Raw genomic sequence first — 17,316 nt, forward strand, 5'->3', positions numbered from 1 at the left:
AACTTTTGCCCTAGAGGCAAGCAACGCTTTAGGAGAATCGACCTCTACTCTGACTGGAGCAATCCAGAAGCAGCAAGTTGACTCGTAGATTAAAGAATCCCTGCGCGTTCACGCCAGGGAGTGTCAAATTGTCCGCCTTGATGAACAAACAGGTAATGTGTTTATTTTGGCAGGAGATAACATAGAGGTAGAAATCTATCGCAATGGTCTTTGGAGGTTCTTGTGATTGAGCCAGAATTTAGCAGCATGAGCAAAACCGAGTTAAGAGCCTTCGTCATTGCTCACCCCGACAACAAAGCAGCGTTTCGTGCTTTTGTTGACCGCTTTACATCTGAAGCGTCTCCAGAGACTTTTGACATCCCAAAATCGAATGCTGAGATTGAAGAAGTTGAAATTTTGATTAAACAAAAATTAGAACAATTAAAAATGAGCTAGATTTTAGAAGTTTCTTTTAAATGTCGCAAAATTAATTGAATCGAACAACTGTTCGGTTTTGCAACCTACCAAGCTATCCGACTCGGTTTTATATTCGGAGGTTGTCGCCTTCCTCGCTGGTTCAGGTCTGGACTCCCTGATGTACGCTCGATAAATTCCCACTTATCAACTCTGACTTTGGGGAGTACTCACGCCACAGCCACCGCCACCACGCGAAAACCAACAACGTCGTCACGATAGGCGCGCGCGTAGTAGAAACGATTGGCAGAACGGCAATCCCTGGCAACGTAGTCCCAACTACCGCCACGCAGCACCTTTATGTTATTATCTTTACCAGTTAGCCACGCACTACCATCTTCTGGCGCACCCTGGTAATTGTCATTATATACATCTAGACACCATTCCCATACATTACCATACATATCGTATAAACCGAAAGAGTTAGGCGGAAATTTTCCTACATCTGTTGTTTGTTGACGATATTCGCCCTTTGGTGCAGAGGCGTAAGGATAGTCACCGTTGTAGTTAACTAAATCTGTGGTAATCGTTTCACCAAAATAAAATGGGGTCTTGGTTCCAGCACGACAAGCATATTCCCATTCGGCTTCACTGGGTAGCCGATAGGTTTTTCCTGTCCTTTGGCTCAATTTTTTACAAAATTCTACTGCATCATCCCAACTCACCTGTTCTACAGGTCGTTTCTTTGCTTTGAAGTAGGAAGGATTATTACCCATAATTGCTTGATACTGCGCCTGGGTGATTTCATATTTACCCATGAAGAACCCAGGCACTTTTACCTGATGCTGTGGACTTTCATTTTGATATCTCTCTGCTTCTTCTTCGGGTGAACCCATCATAAAGGTTCCCCCTGGTATCTGTACCATTTCCAGGGTGACACCATTCTCTAAATCTTCAACAAAGTGTTTTGCCTCACTATTGCTACGGTTGGTGATATTTCCCCGTGCATCCACCGTGACAACTTCAAATTGAAAGCTTTTTAGGCTAGATGGCCAAAAACGTGGTACTGCAATTGTCAAACCCAACCCAGCAACTGCAAACCCAGCAGTTTGAATTACACGTCGTCGTGACCAGTTAGGTAAGATTGGGTTTTTTGATGGTGTTGAAGGTGTTGAAATTGTAGATGTTGTAAATTGTTCCGCACTAGAAGCCTGAGTATTAGTATTTGTGACTGACTTAGATGCTTGTGGAATTGTTTGCTGAGGTAAATCAGGAATTGCAGAACTATTTCGCAACCGAGCAATTTCTTCCAAGGCTTCTATAGCTTCCATATCTTGACCTGATGCAGCAGCTAGTACCCTAATCCAGAGTTGTTTTGCTAAATCAAAGTCTCTCTTACTCTGAGCGCGATAAGCATCATTTTTTAACGTGGCGATATCTGCTAGAGTTGCGTATCGTGGCACTAGTATTAGGTGGGATTTATTAACAGGTTCAGCAATCACATAAGGCGTTTGCCTTGTATTCTTATACTGGTGAACCAGTTCAGGCACACGAAACTTGAGATATTGCTCCAAGCGTTCAACAGTAGCGCATTTACCTTGAATTCCTAACCCTTCTAGTAATGCCCTGGTAAAAGCACCTTGTTGTAAAGCATTAATTTCATAAGAATACTCCTGGGGAATACAAGAAAAAATGCTGATAACTCCTTGTTGACGTGCTTCTTCTGCGGTTTGTCGCCCAATTCCTTCACCTGTTTTTTTACCTTCATTGCGACAAGCATCCAGAATCAAGACAATATTATCAGCACCGCAGCGACGCAGGCGTTCACTCACAAAGTTAATCGCAATTGCCGTATTTTCAATATCCTCTGGATCGCCATCACAGGGCATGAGATAATCACGGTCAGCGTATCTTATCCCATGACCACTGAAGAAAAACCAGAAATTATCCCCTGCTCCCATAAAGGGATTGTCAAATAACTGTCGCAAGACTCGCAGTAAGTTAGTGCGAGTTGGGCGAGTCGATTTTCCAGCAAGTTCAGGGGAGTCATCGGAGAAGAAGAAAATCGGCTCAAATCCGGCTTCATTGCTCAGAAACTCTTGCATTAATAGTGCATCCCGCTTGGCAAAGTTTAGCGGTTGCAGATAATCATACTGGTTAATTCCGATCGCGATCGCCCAATTTTTTGCCATCTCACTGTGATTCTTGGCGCTTGAACTTCAGCTTAATAGCTCCTTTGCTACCAGCTTTGGCACCATTACCAATTAATTTAACTTCTCCTTCCCCACTAATTTCCACCGATAGCTCAATTTCATCTAGCTGCATCTTGGAGTTGACTTTTGCTTGCTGTTGGGCTTGACTAAACAAACTTCCCACGAGTTTGAGAAAGTGAGTCATATTTTGCTCTAATGTTTGAGCGCTAACCTTAACGGCATCTCCTACCCCTTTGCTACCAGTGCTTTCCCTGATAGTTTCCTCTCCCCAACCGCGTGTATTAGTACTCCCGCCTTTAGCACCATCAGGAATCGATATTTGCGGCACTTCATCCGTCACAATCCAAATGCCGTCATCTTGGGGTGTTTCTGACATATTACTTTAAATATTTACATGAAATTTTCCTATAAATTATACATACAACAGTAGAGATAGCGATTCCGATTACTAGAAAATCTCACAGAGCATCTTAGACATCTCCTTTGCGAACCTCTGCGCTTTCCTTTGCGCCCCTCTGCATTAAAAAGTTTTCTCTAGTCAGGAATTGCGTAGGCAAAGCCCGCACTTCGACTTAGCTCAGTGACCGTCGTAGACATCGCACTCAAATTATCTCAGATTGGATGCGATCGCTTTCCATAAAGTAGTCAAATAAAAAATCTAAATATCTGTAATCCAGTCTTAAGTACAATTATTTGATAACTTTCAGTGCGTTTACAACCCCATGATCAAACCCGCCGATGTCAGCACCAAACGCTTAATCAGCCTTGCACCTGATAACTGGGTAAAATGGGTAACGCAGATTCCTGATATTGTTGCTGGCGAAATTCTCAACTCAGAATTTCAGTGGATAAGTCGAGAAAGTGATGTTTTAATCCGTGTCGAAAGTCCTCAGCATGGAAAATTTCTCGTTCTTAACGAATTACAACTCCGCTATAAACCAGAAATGCCGCGCAGGATGCGTGCTTATGCAGCACTTGCAGAAGAAAAATATAATTTGCCAACGTATCCAGTACTAATTAATATCCTCAAGGCAAGTGATGCTGAAATACCTACAAGTTATGCATTAAATATAGCTGGTTTACGTGCTATTCAAGATTACCGTGTCATTAACCTGTGGGAAGTTGATGTCGAGATTGCTTTTCAACAACCTTTACCATCCTTACTGCCGTTTGTACCCATTCTCAAAGGTGGTGAAAATGAATCTACTATTAGAGAAGCATTACAAATTCTTCGTGCTGATGAACAACTAAACCAACTAGAAACAGTCTTGGCTTTTTTTGCTACGTTTGTTTTAGAGAGTACGCTCGTTCAAGAAATTATGAGGTGGGATATGGCTGTATTACATGAATCGCCTTGGTATCAAGAAATTTTACGCGAAGGAGAAGCACGCGGAGAAGCACGCGGAGAAGCACGCGGAGAAGCACGTGGAGAACTGCGAGGAAGAAAGGAAGAGTTATATTCAGGGATTGAATTAGCATTAGAAATTAAGTTTGGCAATCAAGGTTCAGAATTGATGGCGATAATCTCTGAAATCACGGATTTGCAGAAATTAAAAGCAATTCAACAGGCAATTAAAACTGTAAATACAGTCAATGAATTACAGCAAGTTATGTCAACTAACTTGACATGAAACACCAAAAACATAACCCCTCTCCGCCACCGGAAAGGGGTTAATCACTGCCGAAACTCAGCACTATCTTGTACAGACGCGATTCATCGCGTCTCGATTCATCGCGTCTCGATTCAGCAATCTCTAATAAGCGTCTTGCAACTCGTAGAAATCAGGCGAGATGTAATCCTTCCGCAAAGGCCAACCCACCCAATCTTCCGGCATCAAAAGCCGCTTGAGATTTGGGTGTCCTTCGTAGATAATGCCAAACATATCGTAAGACTCGCGCTCTTGCCAATCTGCGGTCTTCCAAATCCAGTACAGAGAAGGCACTACGGGGTTTTCCCGTGGTAAGAACACCTTAACTCGAACTTCTTCGGGGCGATCGCTATTATCACCCACTTTAATCAAGTGATACACACTCACCAATTCCTGTCCTGGCCCAAGGTCAACGCCACCTTGGAACTGGAGATAATTAAACCCGTAGGCATAAAGGGCTGTAGCAGTAGGAAGCAAGAAATCTGCCGCCACCTTAATTATCTCTACACCATTCTTGTCTGGTGCTAAAAACTCATGGTCAAAGCCATTTTCCGTCAACCACTGGGAAATTTTACCCGCTTGTACCAATGACTCTTCTTTGGCTGCTGGTACTGGTTTAGATTCTTCTTCAGCCACGGGTTTGTTCCTCCTTTTGCGCCTTTTCTGTCAGCAGTGCAGGTGGTATTGGCATACCGATCGCTTCTGTCAATTCCTTCGGTGGTGCAGAGCGAGTTGCTGACTGCAAATACTTACCAGTTAAGATTTCCTCTACTGGTTTCAAATTATGAGTCGTGCTGTAGTAGCGGTGGGTTTGCTTAATTTTATCCCGCTCTTGCATCGATTCATTAGAGATTTTCTTTCGCAGCTTAATGATTGCGTCGATAATTGCTTCTGGACGGGGAGGACAACCAGGCAAATACACATCCACAGGAATCAGTTTATCGACTCCGCGTACTGCTGTGGGGGAATCAACGCTGAACATCCCGCCAGTAATTGTGCAAGCACCCATCGCAATTACATACTTTGGCTCTGGCATTTGTTCGTAAAGACGCACCAGTTGGGGAGCCATCTTCATCGTAATAGTCCCTGCCGTAATAATTAAATCGGCTTGGCGGGGGCTAGAACGGGGAATTAGTCCAAAACGGTCAAAGTCAAATCGGGAGCCAATTAAAGCTGCAAACTCAATAAAGCAGCAAGCAGTACCAAACAACAACGGCCACAGACTAGAAAGCCGCGCCCAGTCGTAGAGATCATCAACCGTAGTCAAAATGACGTTTTCTGAAAGGTCTTGAGTGATTGTAGTCCGCTCAATGGGGTTGATGATTCGTTCTTTGCCCTGGGTTGTTAAGTTAGAATTCAAGACCATTCCAAAGCTCCTTTACGCCATGCGTAAACTAAGGCGACTACAAGAATTGCAATAAAGACTAGTGCTTCAATAAATGCCAATAGCCCCAAACGGTGGAAAGCTACCGCCCAAGGATACAAGAACACAGTCTCCACATCAAAGACGACGAAGACCAAAGCAAACATGTAGTAGCGGATGTTGAACTGAATCCAGGCTCCCCCAATGGGTTCCATGCCAGATTCATAGGTGGTGTGCCGTTCTGGACTGTAACCACTGGGTCGTAGGAGCTTGGAAGCTGAGAGCGCTAAGGCAGGTACTAGGCTACAGATGATGAAGAAGCCTAGAAGGTACTCGTAACCGCTGAGGACAAACACAATGAGTATCTACCGCTTATGGAGTATTTAAAGTAGGGAGTGGGGAGTGGGGAGATGAGGGAGCAGGGGGAGCAGGGGGAGCAGGGGAAGCAGGGGGAGAATAACTAGATTTTTAACCAATGCCCAATGCCCAATGCCCAATGCCCAATGCCCAATGCCCAATGCCCAATGCCCAATGCCCTAACTGCGTAACTTTCTTTTACATTATATCTGTTTGGTTTTTCTGAAATCTGGGAAACAGATACACTTCAACTATTTAATTCGCTTTTGATAGTGATAGAAAAGCCTAACAATTATGTCATAATTTTTAACGTATATTTCAGATTTCTCCTCTGCGAGGCCCTAGCCATGAGCGAACCAGCTGTTGAGACTCCGGTGTTAGACCGCTACGAGTGTCGAGCCTGCGGTTATGTTTACGAACCTGAGAAGGGAGACGACACGCATGATATTCCTTCAGGGACAACCTTTGCAGAACTGCCCGGAAATTGGCGCTGTCCAGTTTGTAGTGCTAAAAAAACCGCTTTTGCCAACATCGGCCCTGTGGGTACTGCATCCGGCTTCAAAGAAAATCTCGGTTACGGTTTGGGTGTCAACAACCTAACGCCAACCCAAAAGAATATCCTAATTTTTGGTGCTTTGGCTCTTGGCTTCTTGTTTTTTATCAGTCTCTACGGCTTACAATGACAGCCGTTATCTCAGAAACAGCGACTAGTGAGTAGGGAAAGAGATTTTCATTATTGATTGTGTGATTATAATCACACAATTATTTTATTTTACCTATTTCCTAGAGCGTTTAATTAAGCGAAGAAATGCTCACTTTTTGACATTGATTAACAGTGTATTCTCTGATAAAATATCAGAGATTCAGGTGATAATCCGTAACGTCAAGCAACCTCTATACTGATAAGTTGCCTCTGAGGTGTTACAGCAACTAATCACAAATATGTTGCTTCTCAAAGCAAGAATCACGCTAGAAGCAAACAAGTAGGAGTGCATAGAACTTGTTTTTATGCATCGATTGATACACCTTGGTTGAGATTGAACTGCTCAACTTATGTATTTGTTAGCAAATGTTAGCAAAAAAGTATCAGTAAACCTTTTAGAGAACAGCTACAGAAATTTAGAAACAAGTTAAGAAATACTAATGCATTCAATTGTGAAAGGTTGGCAACGGATAGCTGCCTTGTTGATAGTAGTCCTCATGTGTATAGGTTGTAGCAAAGTCCCCTCTGTTAGCTACAATCCTTGGAAAGTCATTTCTGTGCCAACAGACTCGAATCTCCTGGATATTGCATTTACTAATAACCCTGAGCATGGCTACTTAGTAGGTAGCAATGCCACCCTATTGGAAACCAATGACGGTGGTAATACCTGGAAACCAATAACACTGCAACTGGATGAGCAAAAATATCGCTTTGACTCAGTAAGTTTTGCAGGTAAAGAAGGCTGGATTGCCGGAGAGCCTGGACTGTTGCTGCACACTACCGATGAAGGTGCTTCTTGGTCGCGTATTCCCCTGAGCGAAAAGCTACCAGGTAGCCCGATCGCAATTAAGGCACTGGCAGATAATACAGCTGAGATGGCTACTGATGTAGGAGCCATATATAAAACCACAGACGGCGGTAGAAATTGGAAAGCTAGGGTTGAATCAGCAGTCGGTGTGGTGCGTAACTTAGAACGTTCTCCTGATGGCAAATATGTTGCCGTTTCCGCCAAGGGTAGTTTCTACTCGACTTGGGAACCAGGACAAGATGCTTGGGTACCCCATAACCGCAATAGTTCTCGGCGGGTAGAAAACATGGGTTTTGCTGAGAATGGGCAATTGTGGTTGCTAGCTAGGGGAGGTCAAATTCAGTTTAGTGACCCAACTAAACCTGAAGAATGGCAAGAGGCAAAATATCCAGAGTTATCCACCAGCTGGGGTTTACTGGATTTGGCATATCGTACACCCAATGAAATTTGGATAGGTGGCGGTAGCGGTAATTTGCTACGGAGTCCCGACGGTGGCAAAACCTGGGAAAAAGACCGTGCAGTAGAAGAAGTTGCTGCTAATTTGTACAAGATTGTGTTCTTAGAGCCAGAACGGGGATTTATAATTGGCGATCGCGGCGTTTTGCTCAAATATCTACCAAATCCTGAAACAACTTCCTCACCAGAAGCGGCTTAGTGGGAAAGGGGGGAGTGGGGAGTGGAGAGTGGGGAGTAGGGGAGATGAGGGAGATGAGGGAGATGAGGGAGATGAGGAAGAAATAAGCAATTCCGAATGCCCCATGCCCCATGCCCAATGCCCCATGCCCAACGTACAATTTCTGAGAAGAACTTTGCAACTTGTAACTCTTTCTTAACTTTGTAGGATAATAAACTCAATAACACTCTATGTATAAGGTAGGGATCTAAATGTCAGGTACCACTGGAGAACGTCCGTTTTCGGACATCATTACTAGCGTTCGTTACTGGGTAATTCACAGCATCACCATCCCGGCATTATTTATTGCCGGTTGGCTATTTGTCAGCACCGGACTGGCTTATGATGCTTTTGGCACACCCCGCCCCGACGAATATTTCACACCAGCGCGGCAAGAAGTGCCCATTGTGAAGAACCGTTTTGAAGCTAAAAAACAAGTTGAACAATTTATTGGAAAGTAGTTTGAGATCATGACTAGCGGCAATAACATCAATCAACCAGTTACCTATCCAATTTTTACCGTTAGATGGCTGGCAGTTCACACTTTAGGTGTACCAACTGTATTCTTTTTAGGCGCGATCGCCGCAATGCAATTTATTCAACGTTAGGAGCAATTATGGCAGAAAGATCGCCCAATCCCAATAATCAACCGGTTGAACTAAACCGGACTTCGCTATACCTGGGACTATTACTAGTTTTCGTTCTGGGGATTCTGTTTTCCAGTTACTTCTTTAACTAACTGGAAATCCTGTTGTTAATCTTTGTTTATTGAACCTGTGTTGATTAGTTGTTAAGGGAGGAGAGAAGCTGTGTCTGGAAGTGGGAGAATTCCCCTGTGGGTCGTCGCTACGATCGCAGGTTTAGGTATAATTACAGTCTTGGGCATTTTCTTTTATGGTGCCTACGCCGGACTCGGTTCTTCGATTTAACATGAGTTAGTTTGAACCGAACACTATAAGTTAGAATTTTCTAGCATTTGTTGAGAAATCAACGTTAAAAAAACCGCCTGTCTCCATGAGATAGGCGGTATTAATTTTGGTCAATAGTCTAGAAATATATCCGACAGAATTGATAGCAATACGGTTCGGATAAGATACCCCCACCTGTGGCGACCTTCTTCAAAAGGGGGTAAAGGAGGAAAATAGCCTGCCAATTGATCGGGAGTCACCGCAATCTTGGAGTCTTCCAAAGTGGAGCAACTGGCGTGGTTTGGGGGGATCTTCGCAGGGTAAACAAGCTAACTGAACTGTATTGGGATTGATAGCACTCGCTTGTCCAAAAACTTGACTATTGACTAATGACTAATGACTAATGACTAGATTAGCCAATATCGTCCCTTTCAATGTATAAAAATAGAAACGCGAAGGTCACAGCTGGCAAAACCCAACCAATGATGGGAACTAAGATAGAAGGCAAAAAGGAAGCTGCCATAGTAAAGGTTCCTGTTAAATAACACTACAATTCAAAATGAGCTTACTGCAAATGCTGCCAAGATTTTTGAAATTCTAAAGATTTTTAACACAGGCAATATGGGGAGTGGGGAGTGGGGGGAGCAGGGGGAGCAGGGGAGGCAGGGGGAGCAGGGGAGGCAGGGGGAGCAGGGGAGAATATTTAACTAGTTCCGTGGGTTTAAGTCCCCCGGTTCTATAACCGACAAGTTTTGTGTTGGGGTTAAATCCCCATTACAAAACAAAATTTACGAAAGCGTTGCGGGGCGAAGCCCATTACGAATTACGAATTACGAATTATTTAATAATCAATGCCCAATGCCCCTCATACCTGATTTACATACCCAGGAGTTCATCTAGCTGCAAGTTTGGCAAGTCTGGAGGAATCACAGTTCGCACTATTGTGACTTTGTGACTCTCCTGTTGGGTTGTCAGATCAAGTGCGATCGCTTCCAAGCGAATTTCCAAACACCCAAAGGGAATATTTAATTGCGTCATCACTTCCAATCCTCCCAAGGCGTTAGGTAGCAAATTTGTCAGTAAATGGGGCCCCTCTAGTAACCAGCGAGTTTGATAATCTTCAAGCCATAACTTGACAACAACTTGGGGAGGTACTTCAGGCAGTACTACGCGCACTATGATAAATTTGCCAGCGATTAATTCGCCGTCTGGTACATGCAGTTCTGGAATTGGCAAAGGCTCAATAGCTGCGGCAGTTATGGGTGGGGAAGAGGATAAACCTAACAGTGGTTGCTTCTCTTCTTCAAAAGAATCATTTTTCGTTCCATTGGCTTCCAGTTCACTATATGTATCATCTACAACGATTTCTTGCGCCAACCAAGCTGACGCTATATTCATTTTTATCGGAGGAGGGGGGGGCGGTAGTTGTCTTACCACCATTGAGACTGTTGGTTCGGATACTTTTTCTACTACCGGATCTTCCCCTGTTTCTAGATCAGCTTCCTTTGCTGTGTCTGCATCTTCCGCAAAGTTCCCAAGATCAAAAACCGATTGCTCTTGAACTTCTTCCCATGTCTCTATATCACCATCCAGGCTTAACGGCAAGTTGACATCAACATTGGGAGTTTCAGCACTAAGAGAAAGCTGGGTCTGCTGGGCTGGAACATAGCTATCGTGGTCTTCAGGTTCCAGTTCATCGATGGATTCAGGTAAAGAGTATCCTTGGCTGTGCATCCACTTTCTGAGCAGGGGAGATGAGTAAAGGTTACCTGTTGTAATGAATTGTGCATTTGGCTGGGCTTCTACCTCAGCAACAGATTCTTCTTGAAATTGTGCATTTGGCTGGGCTTCTACTTCAGCAACAGATTCTTCCTGGAATTGTGCATTTGGCTGGGCTTCTACTTCAGCAACAGATTCTTCCTGGAATTGTGCATCATCTACTACTAATTCCAGTGTATTTTCATCAGCTACAGTTGTGTCCAACTGCGGGAAGTCCTCATCTGCTGGAACTTCCAATGCATCTGGAGCATTGTTTTTTACTTCTTCTGTATCATCTGGCAAAGCTTGTAGCCGTTTCAAGTATGGCAAAGTAGTGTCAAGTATTGGCATTCGACGTTGCTTGATGACCAACTGCTCCAAGTTGATGGCAGCCATAGTAGCATCCTTTTCCAGAAGTTCCTTTTCTGTAGGGGCTTCTGTAACAACATCTGTGGGAGTATTGACATGGGTTTGAATAGGAGGCAGTTTCGGCAATTGAGGCGAAGTGCCTGAATTCTTTAAGTTAGATGTCCGCAGGATGGCTTCTCGCAGAACTTGTAAGTTAATTTGCGGTGGTAAAGGTCTATTTGGGGATGGATTGAGTATCTGAGACTGGTCTGTTTTTGGAATCTTGACCAGATTGAATAGTTTCAAATCGATCCTCCCAGCGGCCTTTGGCTCCGTGACAACAGCAGACGAGTCCGATGGTGCTATGGGGTCATTTAAGGATGTACTAAGTTTTGCTGCAGCTGTGATTGCCAGTAATTCTGTTACATCTGCTGTAATGGTGAAGAACTGGCTGGCTAACCGGATGACTTCACCAACATCGGCGAATCGACCATACAAACTGATATCTGCCAAAATTAACTTGGATTCCAAGTCAGCAGGAATATCAATTGAGGTATTGATAGTGAAGGGCAACTCCTGATCTGGTAAGGGTTGCCGTACCTGGGTCAAGATTTTCGAGTTTTTGGGCGATCGCAGTTCAATTCCTAGTTCAAGCGCTAGCAAGCTTTTGGGCAATAATATTTCAGCCTGATCTAGATTTATCTTTTCTTTGAGTTCTATGTGCCCATTGATTGTAAGAGGTTGTCCCCAACGAGCAATGTAACTATCCTGGTCTAAAGTTAGCAGTAATGGAGGCGGTGGTTGTATTGCTGGAGAATCTGTAACCTTTTCATCATTGAGCAGGGCTTCAGAATTGGGTAAAGCTAAATCTATTAAATTTTGTAAAATCTGCTCTGCCGTCTCACCTTTGAGCCACACAGGACTCACAGGCTCATCGATATCTTTTTCGGTTTCATCTAGCAGAACAGTGGTATTAAGGTTGCTGTCTGTAGTAACCGCCTGTTCTGTAGCGATCGCTGTATCTAAGTTAATTTCGGGTTCTTCTGGGGCAGTGTATTCTAAGTTCCCTTCATCTGGCGCAACAATAGTAACAAAGTTGCTAACTGCCTGTTCTGTAGCGATCGCTTTATCTTGCGTAATTTCGGGTTCTTCTGGGGCAGTGTATTCTAAGTTCCCTTCCTCTGGCACAACAATAGTAACGGGGTTGTCGTCTGTAGCAATTCCCTGTTCTGTAGCGATCGCTGTATCTAAGTTAATTTCGGGTTCTTCTGGGGCAGTGTATTTTAAGTTCCCTTCATCTGGCACAACAATTGTAACGGGGTTGTCGTCTGTAGCAATTCCCAGTTCTGCGGAGACTGCGATCGCTTTATCTAGCGTAATTTCGGGTTCTTCTAGAGCTATACATTCCAAGTTTTCAGAAACAGTATCTGGGTGATCGGATGAATTTGATACTACATTCTCCCCCTGCTCCCCCTGCTCCCCCTGCCTCCTTTGCTCCCCCTCTACTCCCTGGCACAATACTTGAAGTTGGACACTGTATTGCCAAGATTTACCGAGTAGCTCCGACATCAAATCGCCCATACAGCGCAAGTCCCAAACTCCCGGCTCGAAGTAGGTAAAAGGAATTAGCGCCATTAAGCCTTCTGAATTAGTGCGACGCGATCGCTTGAAAATACGCCGCTTTGGTAGAACTTCCTGAGTTGAAGAGTGAGTTACTCGCACTTCCACGTCTGTATTAGGAAGGTTAGAACGAGCCAAAATTCTATACTCCCCTTCCAAAATTTCCAAATTTGGCGATTCTAGGATATGCCACGAGCGATCGCCTTGTTTCTGTATCAGAAATTGCCAGTGTTCCATTGTGAGTGATGCCCAGACCGACGAGCCGCCCAATTATATAGTGTATTAACTTGCTTGCAAGTTTACCCCAGTATTTTGTAAATGCATCCCTTAAATGGCTATCTAGTTAACTCAGTTTTACTAACTTGACTTCTGGCACTTTAACTAGTCCCATCAAGGGAATTTCAATGGATCGCTGTGTTGCTTGTGCGTAAAGCTTTTGTTGTTTCCTGAATATTAATTTTGACACTCTCCAGTGCTAAATTAACACGGTTGCAATAAATACCCTTACCTGTATATGCTCAACTTAGTGCGAATGTTTTCGTATTATTTTTTACCAAAATCTTCATTTACAATAAATAGGCACAACATACAATAAATAAAGATTCACTTGACAATTTTATTAAATTGTGATTGCCCACATTTTTGCGACAAAGAGTTAGGATGTGGCTCTTAAGTGTCCTGTGCGATCGCCCACTCTGGGTGCGAAGCGCGATCGCAAATCACAACACTTAACCGCGCAGCACGCGCCCAACCTACAAAGCAGCGTTTCTTTGAACCTCTACAAAGCGTATCCTCACCTGAGTAGAATGTGGGTGACAATGAGGATTTACAGGAGGGATTCGATGCTAGTCATTTTAATGGACGAGCAAATCCTTGCCCCTGAGCAAGTTTGCCAGTCTTGTTTACTCGCTGACAGGAGCGGTCAACCCCGTTGGCGTGGGGGTCAACTGCGTTGTGGTCAAGCCATTCGCAAACTTACTCAACAGCAGCCAGACCAGTATGAGTGTGTAATGGGTTTTCGTATCGCCTATATAGAATAGTTGAATTTGCCAGCAAGACCAAGCAATTGCGTTATCCTAAGCTCAAGTAACTATTAAAATTTAACCACAGGAGAACGCATAATGTCTTGGCGCGGGTCTACAACGGTTTCAGATCGAATTTTTGCTTCCTTGCCTTATTTGCTGCCCCTAGTTGATGGTTTAGTCTTTGGCAGGTTTTTATTGAATCAGTTTCCAGCACTACAAGTTCTGCTTTTACCGCTGCAACCAGTGCTAATAATTTACGGTAGTTTAGGACAAATTGGACAAATAATTGTGTTCTTTGCCTTGTTCCTATTAGTGGTGAGAAACGAAAAAATCAATCACTTCATTCGTTTCAACACAATGCAGGCGATTCTTTTGGACATAGTTATATTTTTGTGTTCCATACTGGTGCGAGTTTTAGCACAGGTTCCTGGTACTGGCTTTGCAATAGAAACAGTAGCTAACACCATCTTTTTAGGCGTTGTAGCAGCAGTTGGATATTCCGCCGTTCAGTCTCTACTGGGACGTTATGCGGAAATTCCGGCGATTTCCGATGCAGTGTATATGCAGGTGCGTTAGAAGTTAACGGGTTAACGGGGCGCTACGGTGTTTTCCAGGCGACCAATACCTTCAATTTCGACGCGGACGCGATCGCCTGGATGCAATGGACTTACACCCTCCGGCGTACCTGTAAGCACCAAATCACCGGGTAGTAGCGTCATCACCTGACTGATGTAAGAAACTAGAACATCGGGGGAAAACACCATCTGATCTATACAGGCAGATTGGACTGGATTGCCGTCGTCATTCACAAAAGTTTGCAATCTCGCTCCTGGATTTAATTCCCGCACGATCCAAGGCCCCAAGGGACAGAAAGTATCAAAACCTTTGGCTCGCGTCCATTGACCATCGCGTTTTTGTAAATCCCGCGCTGTTACGTCATTGGCGATGGTGTAGCCCCAAATTTTCGTTTGGGCTACCTCTGGTGTACATTCAAAGGCGTAATCGCCAATCACTAACGCTAACTCTCCTTCGTAGTCAACTCTTTGTGACTGGGGAGGATACTTAATTTCCCTCTCAGATGGAATGATCGACGTGGGTGGCTTGAGAAAGATTAGTGGCTCAGAAGGTACTGAAGTTCCCATTTCAGCTGCATGTTCTGCATAATTCTTACCCACCGCCACAATCTTTGAGGGAGCGCAGGGAGCCAGAATTTGGTAATTTCCCGGTGTCAAAGTTAAATCAGTGGGTTGTCCTTGTAACCAGGGCGGAGCATCTAGCACCTGCACATTCAGGGATAGTTGTAGTAACCCATAGTAAATCTGTCCTTCTTGATTTTGAATTCGCACATAGCGTTGCGCCATAACCTTGATGAATATCCTTTTATCTGCTTTTTTGTTGCTGTGAGCGGGTAGCAATCATCAGTTAGCTTGTTAGCGAACCGATTGAGCCTTGAGCCTGAAAGCGATCGCTCGCTATAATATATGTTTTAGGGAAAGATACCCATTGGCAAGGCTGATAGCTTGATCAATCTTTTCAAAAAAAAGACTACCTACGTTCACTGCCGTCTCATCATTCCCCTTGCGGGTAAGTGAGAGGTTTTTTTGGAATAAGCTAACGAAATATGGGAGCCGGGAAGCGACCTAGTTTTCATTAGGGACAGCCAAAAAAGTCAAATTTTGGCAATTTGACTAATGATTCAAATTTAAAACTGGTAAGATTATAGTTCCTTGTTGCTTCAGATGTTGATTAATACTGGCATTTTGAATTAATTTAGGTATAAATTAGCATCAGCAGCCATTTCTGTCCATAAGGAGACTGAAAAATATGACTACAAGTTACGAAACAATGTACATTCTCCGCCCTGACCTGGGAGACGAACAGGTAGAGCAAGCAATTACTAAATATCAGAATTTGCTTCGTGACCAAGGCGCCCAGGATATGCAAATTCAAAATCGTGGTAAGCGTCGTCTTGCTTATGAAATCAAAAAACACCGCGATGGCATCTACATCCAGTTAAACTACACTGCGCCTGCAACTGCGATCGCCCCCTTTGAACGCGCCATGCGTTTGAGTGAAGAAGTGATTCGCTATCTGACAGTTAAGCAGGAAGCTGAAGAGGAAAAACCTCCTAAAGAAGAAAAAGAAAAACCCACTAAAGTGACAGCAACAGCGCCAGCAACAGTCTAAAGAGTACAGAATAGGGGATAGGGAAGGTTTTCCCAATGCCCCATGCTCAATGCCCAATTCCATTCAATAAAATTTTGTTTTTTCTTTTTTCGTGACTTGCTTGGGAATGCTAAATTAAAAAATACTTGCCAAAGGTAGTACTCCCGCAGTTATACCTAAGAGTGGACAAGATTCTGAATGGGAGCTGGAAGCTACTGTGAGCCAATCTGATACACCCAATATTCAAGTTCTCTCTACGGAAGTATCGCAGCTACGCCAAGAGTTGCAACTTCGCGATTCCTTAGTGCAACAACTATCTCAAGAACTCTTCCGGCTGATAAAGGGTAACACTAGTTTTATGCCCCAGCAGCCGGAGCTTGAGCGCGATCTGACCCAGTTACAGGCTTTGCAAGAACAACTCCAAGCTGTGGAGCAGCAGGTGGCGTTCTACCAAGAGCAAATTACAACTCGTGACTCCGAAATTTACCAATTGCGACAGTCAGTTCAAGAACTCACTGATCGCACTCGGATGTTGGAGCAAGTAGTACAAGAGTTGCCTCAAATTTACCGTCGGAAGTTTGAGGAGCGGATGACGCCAGTGAGAGAAAAGGTAGCAATGCTACAACGGGAAAACCGCCAACTACAAGCAGAACTGCAAAGTGTGAGTTACCGTTTAGCACTCAAAACTCGCAATGCTAGTCATAGTGGCATTGATTTGCCAAATTTTCCCCGCCCAGCATCCGACGAAGAAACTAACATTTCGACTCCCCAGAACGCCTAAATTTATTATTATAGTGGAATCGAACAGGTAAAAAATTGCCGCGACAAAGTGTCTTGGATACATCCAACTAAGCTGTTACGCATTTAACTTGTACATTTACCTGATGACTGATGACTGTTGACCGTTGACTGATGACCGATAACCGTCAACCGTCAACCATCAACGATTATAAAGAATGTTTATATAATTTAGACGCATATCAGCTTAGTACACCAAAGCAATAAATAACAACTATGGAGTTTTGACACTCTTAGAGCTAAATTAAAGCCACACTCGATTCGGCGGACAGAATTAGATTTATAGCCTAACTCTCGCTACGACTGTCAAAGATCGTCTACTGAGTTGATTAAGCAATATACCTAATTTTCCCGCTACTTTTCTTAGGCTAGAAAAAATAGCTTCTGGTTGGGGAGTTTCCCAGTCTTCTGCTATCCAAATAGTAATTAGAAAATATAAAAATCTAAGCGACTAAAGTCGCACGAGTGGTCACTGAGCAAGCTGTTGTGTCGCTTGTATCTCAACCCTAAAGGGACTGAGGTTTGCGCTTACCG

The 17,316-nt window shown here is 43.9% G+C and carries 23 protein-coding genes; 14 read left to right on the forward strand and 9 right to left on the reverse strand.

Translation table 11 applies throughout. From position 1 onward, the window contains the following. Positions 1-127: 127 nt before the first annotated feature. Positions 128-226, forward strand: coding sequence for a DUF6888 family protein (locus tag LC586_RS42725; protein WP_438822921.1), 99 nt, complete (start codon positions 128-130; stop codon positions 224-226). Next, the gene (locus tag LC586_RS21930) at positions 223-435 is read left to right on the forward strand and encodes a DUF6887 family protein (protein WP_229486806.1); all 213 of its coding nucleotides are present in this window, start codon (positions 223-225) and stop codon (positions 433-435) included. Before LC586_RS42725 ends, LC586_RS21930 begins: the two co-directional genes overlap by 4 nt. Positions 436-623: 188 nt before the next feature. Here the strand turns inward: LC586_RS21930 and LC586_RS21935 are convergent, their stop codons facing one another. Together LC586_RS21935 and LC586_RS21940 are read right to left on the reverse strand one after the other, a co-directional pair. Beyond that, a complete protein-coding gene (locus LC586_RS21935; protein ID WP_229486807.1) occupies positions 624-2,585 on the reverse strand; it encodes an SUMF1/EgtB/PvdO family nonheme iron enzyme in 1,962 nt (653 codons plus the stop codon). Position 2,586: 1 nt separating this feature from the next. Further along, a complete protein-coding gene (locus LC586_RS21940; protein ID WP_229486808.1) occupies positions 2,587-2,982 on the reverse strand; it encodes a Pepco domain-containing protein in 396 nt (131 codons plus the stop codon). Between the two features lie 346 nt (positions 2,983-3,328). Between LC586_RS21940 and LC586_RS21945 the strand changes: the two genes are divergently transcribed. Continuing rightward, entirely contained in the window at positions 3,329-4,237 is a 909-nt protein-coding gene (locus LC586_RS21945) for an RpnC/YadD family protein (protein ID WP_229486809.1), read from the forward strand. A 123-nt stretch (positions 4,238-4,360) separates the two neighbouring features. On the opposite strand, the gene LC586_RS21950 is transcribed toward LC586_RS21945, so the two are convergent. Genes LC586_RS21950 through ndhC form a run of 3 tightly spaced genes read right to left on the reverse strand, consistent with a single transcriptional unit; the run spans position 4,361 to position 5,974 of the window. Then, a complete protein-coding gene (locus LC586_RS21950; protein WP_309143397.1) occupies positions 4,361-4,891 on the reverse strand; it encodes an NAD(P)H-quinone oxidoreductase subunit J in 531 nt (176 codons plus the stop codon). Then, entirely contained in the window at positions 4,884-5,621 is a 738-nt protein-coding gene (gene ndhK, locus LC586_RS21955; RefSeq protein ID WP_109010102.1) for a photosynthetic/respiratory NAD(P)H-quinone oxidoreductase subunit K, read from the reverse strand. The genes LC586_RS21950 and ndhK overlap by 8 nt, the downstream gene beginning before the upstream one ends. After that, complete coding sequence (gene ndhC / locus LC586_RS21960) at positions 5,612-5,974, reverse strand: photosynthetic/respiratory NAD(P)H-quinone oxidoreductase subunit C (protein WP_196526961.1); 363 nt, start codon at positions 5,972-5,974, stop codon at positions 5,612-5,614. The genes ndhK and ndhC overlap by 10 nt, the downstream gene beginning before the upstream one ends. Before the next feature lie 348 nt (positions 5,975-6,322). On the opposite strand from ndhC, the gene LC586_RS21965 reads away from it, so the two are divergent. From LC586_RS21965 to LC586_RS21995, 7 genes are all read left to right on the forward strand, one after another. Then, on the forward strand, positions 6,323-6,658 hold the full coding sequence (locus LC586_RS21965) for a rubredoxin (RefSeq protein ID WP_229486810.1): 336 nt from the start codon (positions 6,323-6,325) through the stop codon (positions 6,656-6,658). 460 nt (positions 6,659-7,118) lie between these two features. After that, positions 7,119-8,141 carry a photosynthesis system II assembly factor Ycf48 gene (locus LC586_RS21970; protein WP_229486811.1) on the forward strand — a complete coding sequence of 341 codons (1,023 nt, stop codon included), beginning with the start codon at positions 7,119-7,121 and terminating at the stop codon, positions 8,139-8,141. Between the two features lie 28 nt (positions 8,142-8,169). Further along, positions 8,170-8,319 carry a hypothetical protein gene (locus LC586_RS21975; RefSeq protein WP_229486812.1) on the forward strand — a complete coding sequence of 50 codons (150 nt, stop codon included), beginning with the start codon at positions 8,170-8,172 and terminating at the stop codon, positions 8,317-8,319. Positions 8,320-8,371: 52 nt separating this feature from the next. Then, positions 8,372-8,620, forward strand: a complete 249-nt coding sequence (gene psbE / locus LC586_RS21980) for a cytochrome b559 subunit alpha (RefSeq protein ID WP_162399775.1) — start codon at positions 8,372-8,374, stop codon at positions 8,618-8,620. Between the two features lie 9 nt (positions 8,621-8,629). Continuing rightward, positions 8,630-8,767 carry a cytochrome b559 subunit beta gene (psbF, locus tag LC586_RS21985; RefSeq protein WP_015115279.1) on the forward strand — a complete coding sequence of 46 codons (138 nt, stop codon included), beginning with the start codon at positions 8,630-8,632 and terminating at the stop codon, positions 8,765-8,767. Positions 8,768-8,775: 8 nt separating this feature from the next. Then, the gene (gene psbL, locus LC586_RS21990; protein WP_094332364.1) at positions 8,776-8,898 is read left to right on the forward strand and encodes a photosystem II reaction center protein PsbL; all 123 of its coding nucleotides are present in this window, start codon (positions 8,776-8,778) and stop codon (positions 8,896-8,898) included. A 70-nt stretch (positions 8,899-8,968) separates the two neighbouring features. Beyond that, positions 8,969-9,088 (forward strand): photosystem II reaction center protein J, encoded by a 120-nt coding sequence (locus LC586_RS21995; protein ID WP_012411803.1) that lies wholly within the window; start codon positions 8,969-8,971, stop codon positions 9,086-9,088. Positions 9,089-9,479: 391 nt separating this feature from the next. Here LC586_RS21995 and LC586_RS22000 read toward each other — a convergent pair whose 3' ends face one another. The 3 genes from LC586_RS22000 to LC586_RS22010 all read right to left on the reverse strand — a co-directional run bounded on the left by LC586_RS22000 (position 9,480) and on the right by LC586_RS22010 (position 13,612). Beyond that, positions 9,480-9,590 (reverse strand): photosystem I reaction center subunit VIII, encoded by a 111-nt coding sequence (locus LC586_RS22000; RefSeq protein ID WP_229486813.1) that lies wholly within the window; start codon positions 9,588-9,590, stop codon positions 9,480-9,482. A 353-nt stretch (positions 9,591-9,943) separates the two neighbouring features. Next, on the reverse strand, positions 9,944-13,030 hold the full coding sequence (locus tag LC586_RS22005) for a hypothetical protein (RefSeq protein ID WP_229486814.1): 3,087 nt from the start codon (positions 13,028-13,030) through the stop codon (positions 9,944-9,946). A 432-nt stretch (positions 13,031-13,462) separates the two neighbouring features. Then, entirely contained in the window at positions 13,463-13,612 is a 150-nt protein-coding gene (locus LC586_RS22010) for a hypothetical protein (RefSeq protein ID WP_229486815.1), read from the reverse strand. A 23-nt stretch (positions 13,613-13,635) separates the two neighbouring features. Here LC586_RS22010 and LC586_RS22015 point away from each other — a divergent pair, with 23 nt between their 5' ends. Both LC586_RS22015 and LC586_RS22020 read left to right on the forward strand, forming a co-directional pair. Further along, on the forward strand, positions 13,636-13,833 hold the full coding sequence (locus LC586_RS22015) for a hypothetical protein (protein ID WP_100899263.1): 198 nt from the start codon (positions 13,636-13,638) through the stop codon (positions 13,831-13,833). A gap of 81 nt (positions 13,834-13,914) precedes the next feature. After that, positions 13,915-14,394, forward strand: coding sequence for a Tic20 family protein (locus LC586_RS22020; protein ID WP_229486816.1), 480 nt, complete (start codon positions 13,915-13,917; stop codon positions 14,392-14,394). An 11-nt stretch (positions 14,395-14,405) separates the two neighbouring features. On the opposite strand, the gene LC586_RS22025 is transcribed toward LC586_RS22020, so the two are convergent. Then, positions 14,406-15,179: a fumarylacetoacetate hydrolase family protein gene (locus LC586_RS22025; protein ID WP_229486817.1), complete on the reverse strand. Its 774-nt coding sequence runs from the start codon at positions 15,177-15,179 to the stop codon at positions 14,406-14,408. 463 nt (positions 15,180-15,642) lie between these two features. On the opposite strand from LC586_RS22025, the gene rpsF reads away from it, so the two are divergent. Together rpsF and LC586_RS22035 are read left to right on the forward strand one after the other, a co-directional pair. Beyond that, positions 15,643-16,005 (forward strand): 30S ribosomal protein S6, encoded by a 363-nt coding sequence (gene rpsF, locus LC586_RS22030; protein ID WP_229486818.1) that lies wholly within the window; start codon positions 15,643-15,645, stop codon positions 16,003-16,005. Positions 16,006-16,201: 196 nt separating this feature from the next. Then, positions 16,202-16,765, forward strand: a complete 564-nt coding sequence (locus LC586_RS22035; protein WP_229486819.1) for an Npun_F5560 family protein — start codon at positions 16,202-16,204, stop codon at positions 16,763-16,765. Positions 16,766-17,316 lie beyond the last annotated feature (551 nt).

This window comes from Nostoc favosum CHAB5714, assembly GCF_020829495.1.
GTDB lineage: Bacteria > Cyanobacteriota > Cyanobacteriia > Cyanobacteriales > Nostocaceae > Nostoc > Nostoc favosum.

Coding starts and splice junctions, on each gene's coding strand:
- ndhK (WP_109010102.1), bottom strand. CDS start 5,621: ATGGTCTTGAATTCTAACTTAACAACCCAGGGCAAAGAACGAATCATC.
- LC586_RS22015 (WP_100899263.1), top strand. CDS start 13,636: ATGCTAGTCATTTTAATGGACGAGCAAATCCTTGCCCCTGAGCAAGTT.
- LC586_RS21940 (WP_229486808.1), bottom strand. CDS start 2,982: ATGTCAGAAACACCCCAAGATGACGGCATTTGGATTGTGACGGATGAA.
- LC586_RS22025 (WP_229486817.1), bottom strand. CDS start 15,179: ATGGCGCAACGCTATGTGCGAATTCAAAATCAAGAAGGACAGATTTAC.
- rpsF (WP_229486818.1), top strand. CDS start 15,643: ATGACTACAAGTTACGAAACAATGTACATTCTCCGCCCTGACCTGGGA.
- LC586_RS22020 (WP_229486816.1), top strand. CDS start 13,915: ATGTCTTGGCGCGGGTCTACAACGGTTTCAGATCGAATTTTTGCTTCC.
- LC586_RS21965 (WP_229486810.1), top strand. CDS start 6,323: ATGAGCGAACCAGCTGTTGAGACTCCGGTGTTAGACCGCTACGAGTGT.
- psbL (WP_094332364.1), top strand. CDS start 8,776: ATGGCAGAAAGATCGCCCAATCCCAATAATCAACCGGTTGAACTAAAC.
- LC586_RS21935 (WP_229486807.1), bottom strand. CDS start 2,585: ATGGCAAAAAATTGGGCGATCGCGATCGGAATTAACCAGTATGATTAT.
- LC586_RS22000 (WP_229486813.1), bottom strand. CDS start 9,590: ATGGCAGCTTCCTTTTTGCCTTCTATCTTAGTTCCCATCATTGGTTGG.
- psbE (WP_162399775.1), top strand. CDS start 8,372: ATGTCAGGTACCACTGGAGAACGTCCGTTTTCGGACATCATTACTAGC.
- LC586_RS22005 (WP_229486814.1), bottom strand. CDS start 13,030: ATGGAACACTGGCAATTTCTGATACAGAAACAAGGCGATCGCTCGTGG.
- psbF (WP_015115279.1), top strand. CDS start 8,630: ATGACTAGCGGCAATAACATCAATCAACCAGTTACCTATCCAATTTTT.
- LC586_RS21945 (WP_229486809.1), top strand. CDS start 3,329: ATGATCAAACCCGCCGATGTCAGCACCAAACGCTTAATCAGCCTTGCA.
- LC586_RS21970 (WP_229486811.1), top strand. CDS start 7,119: ATGCATTCAATTGTGAAAGGTTGGCAACGGATAGCTGCCTTGTTGATA.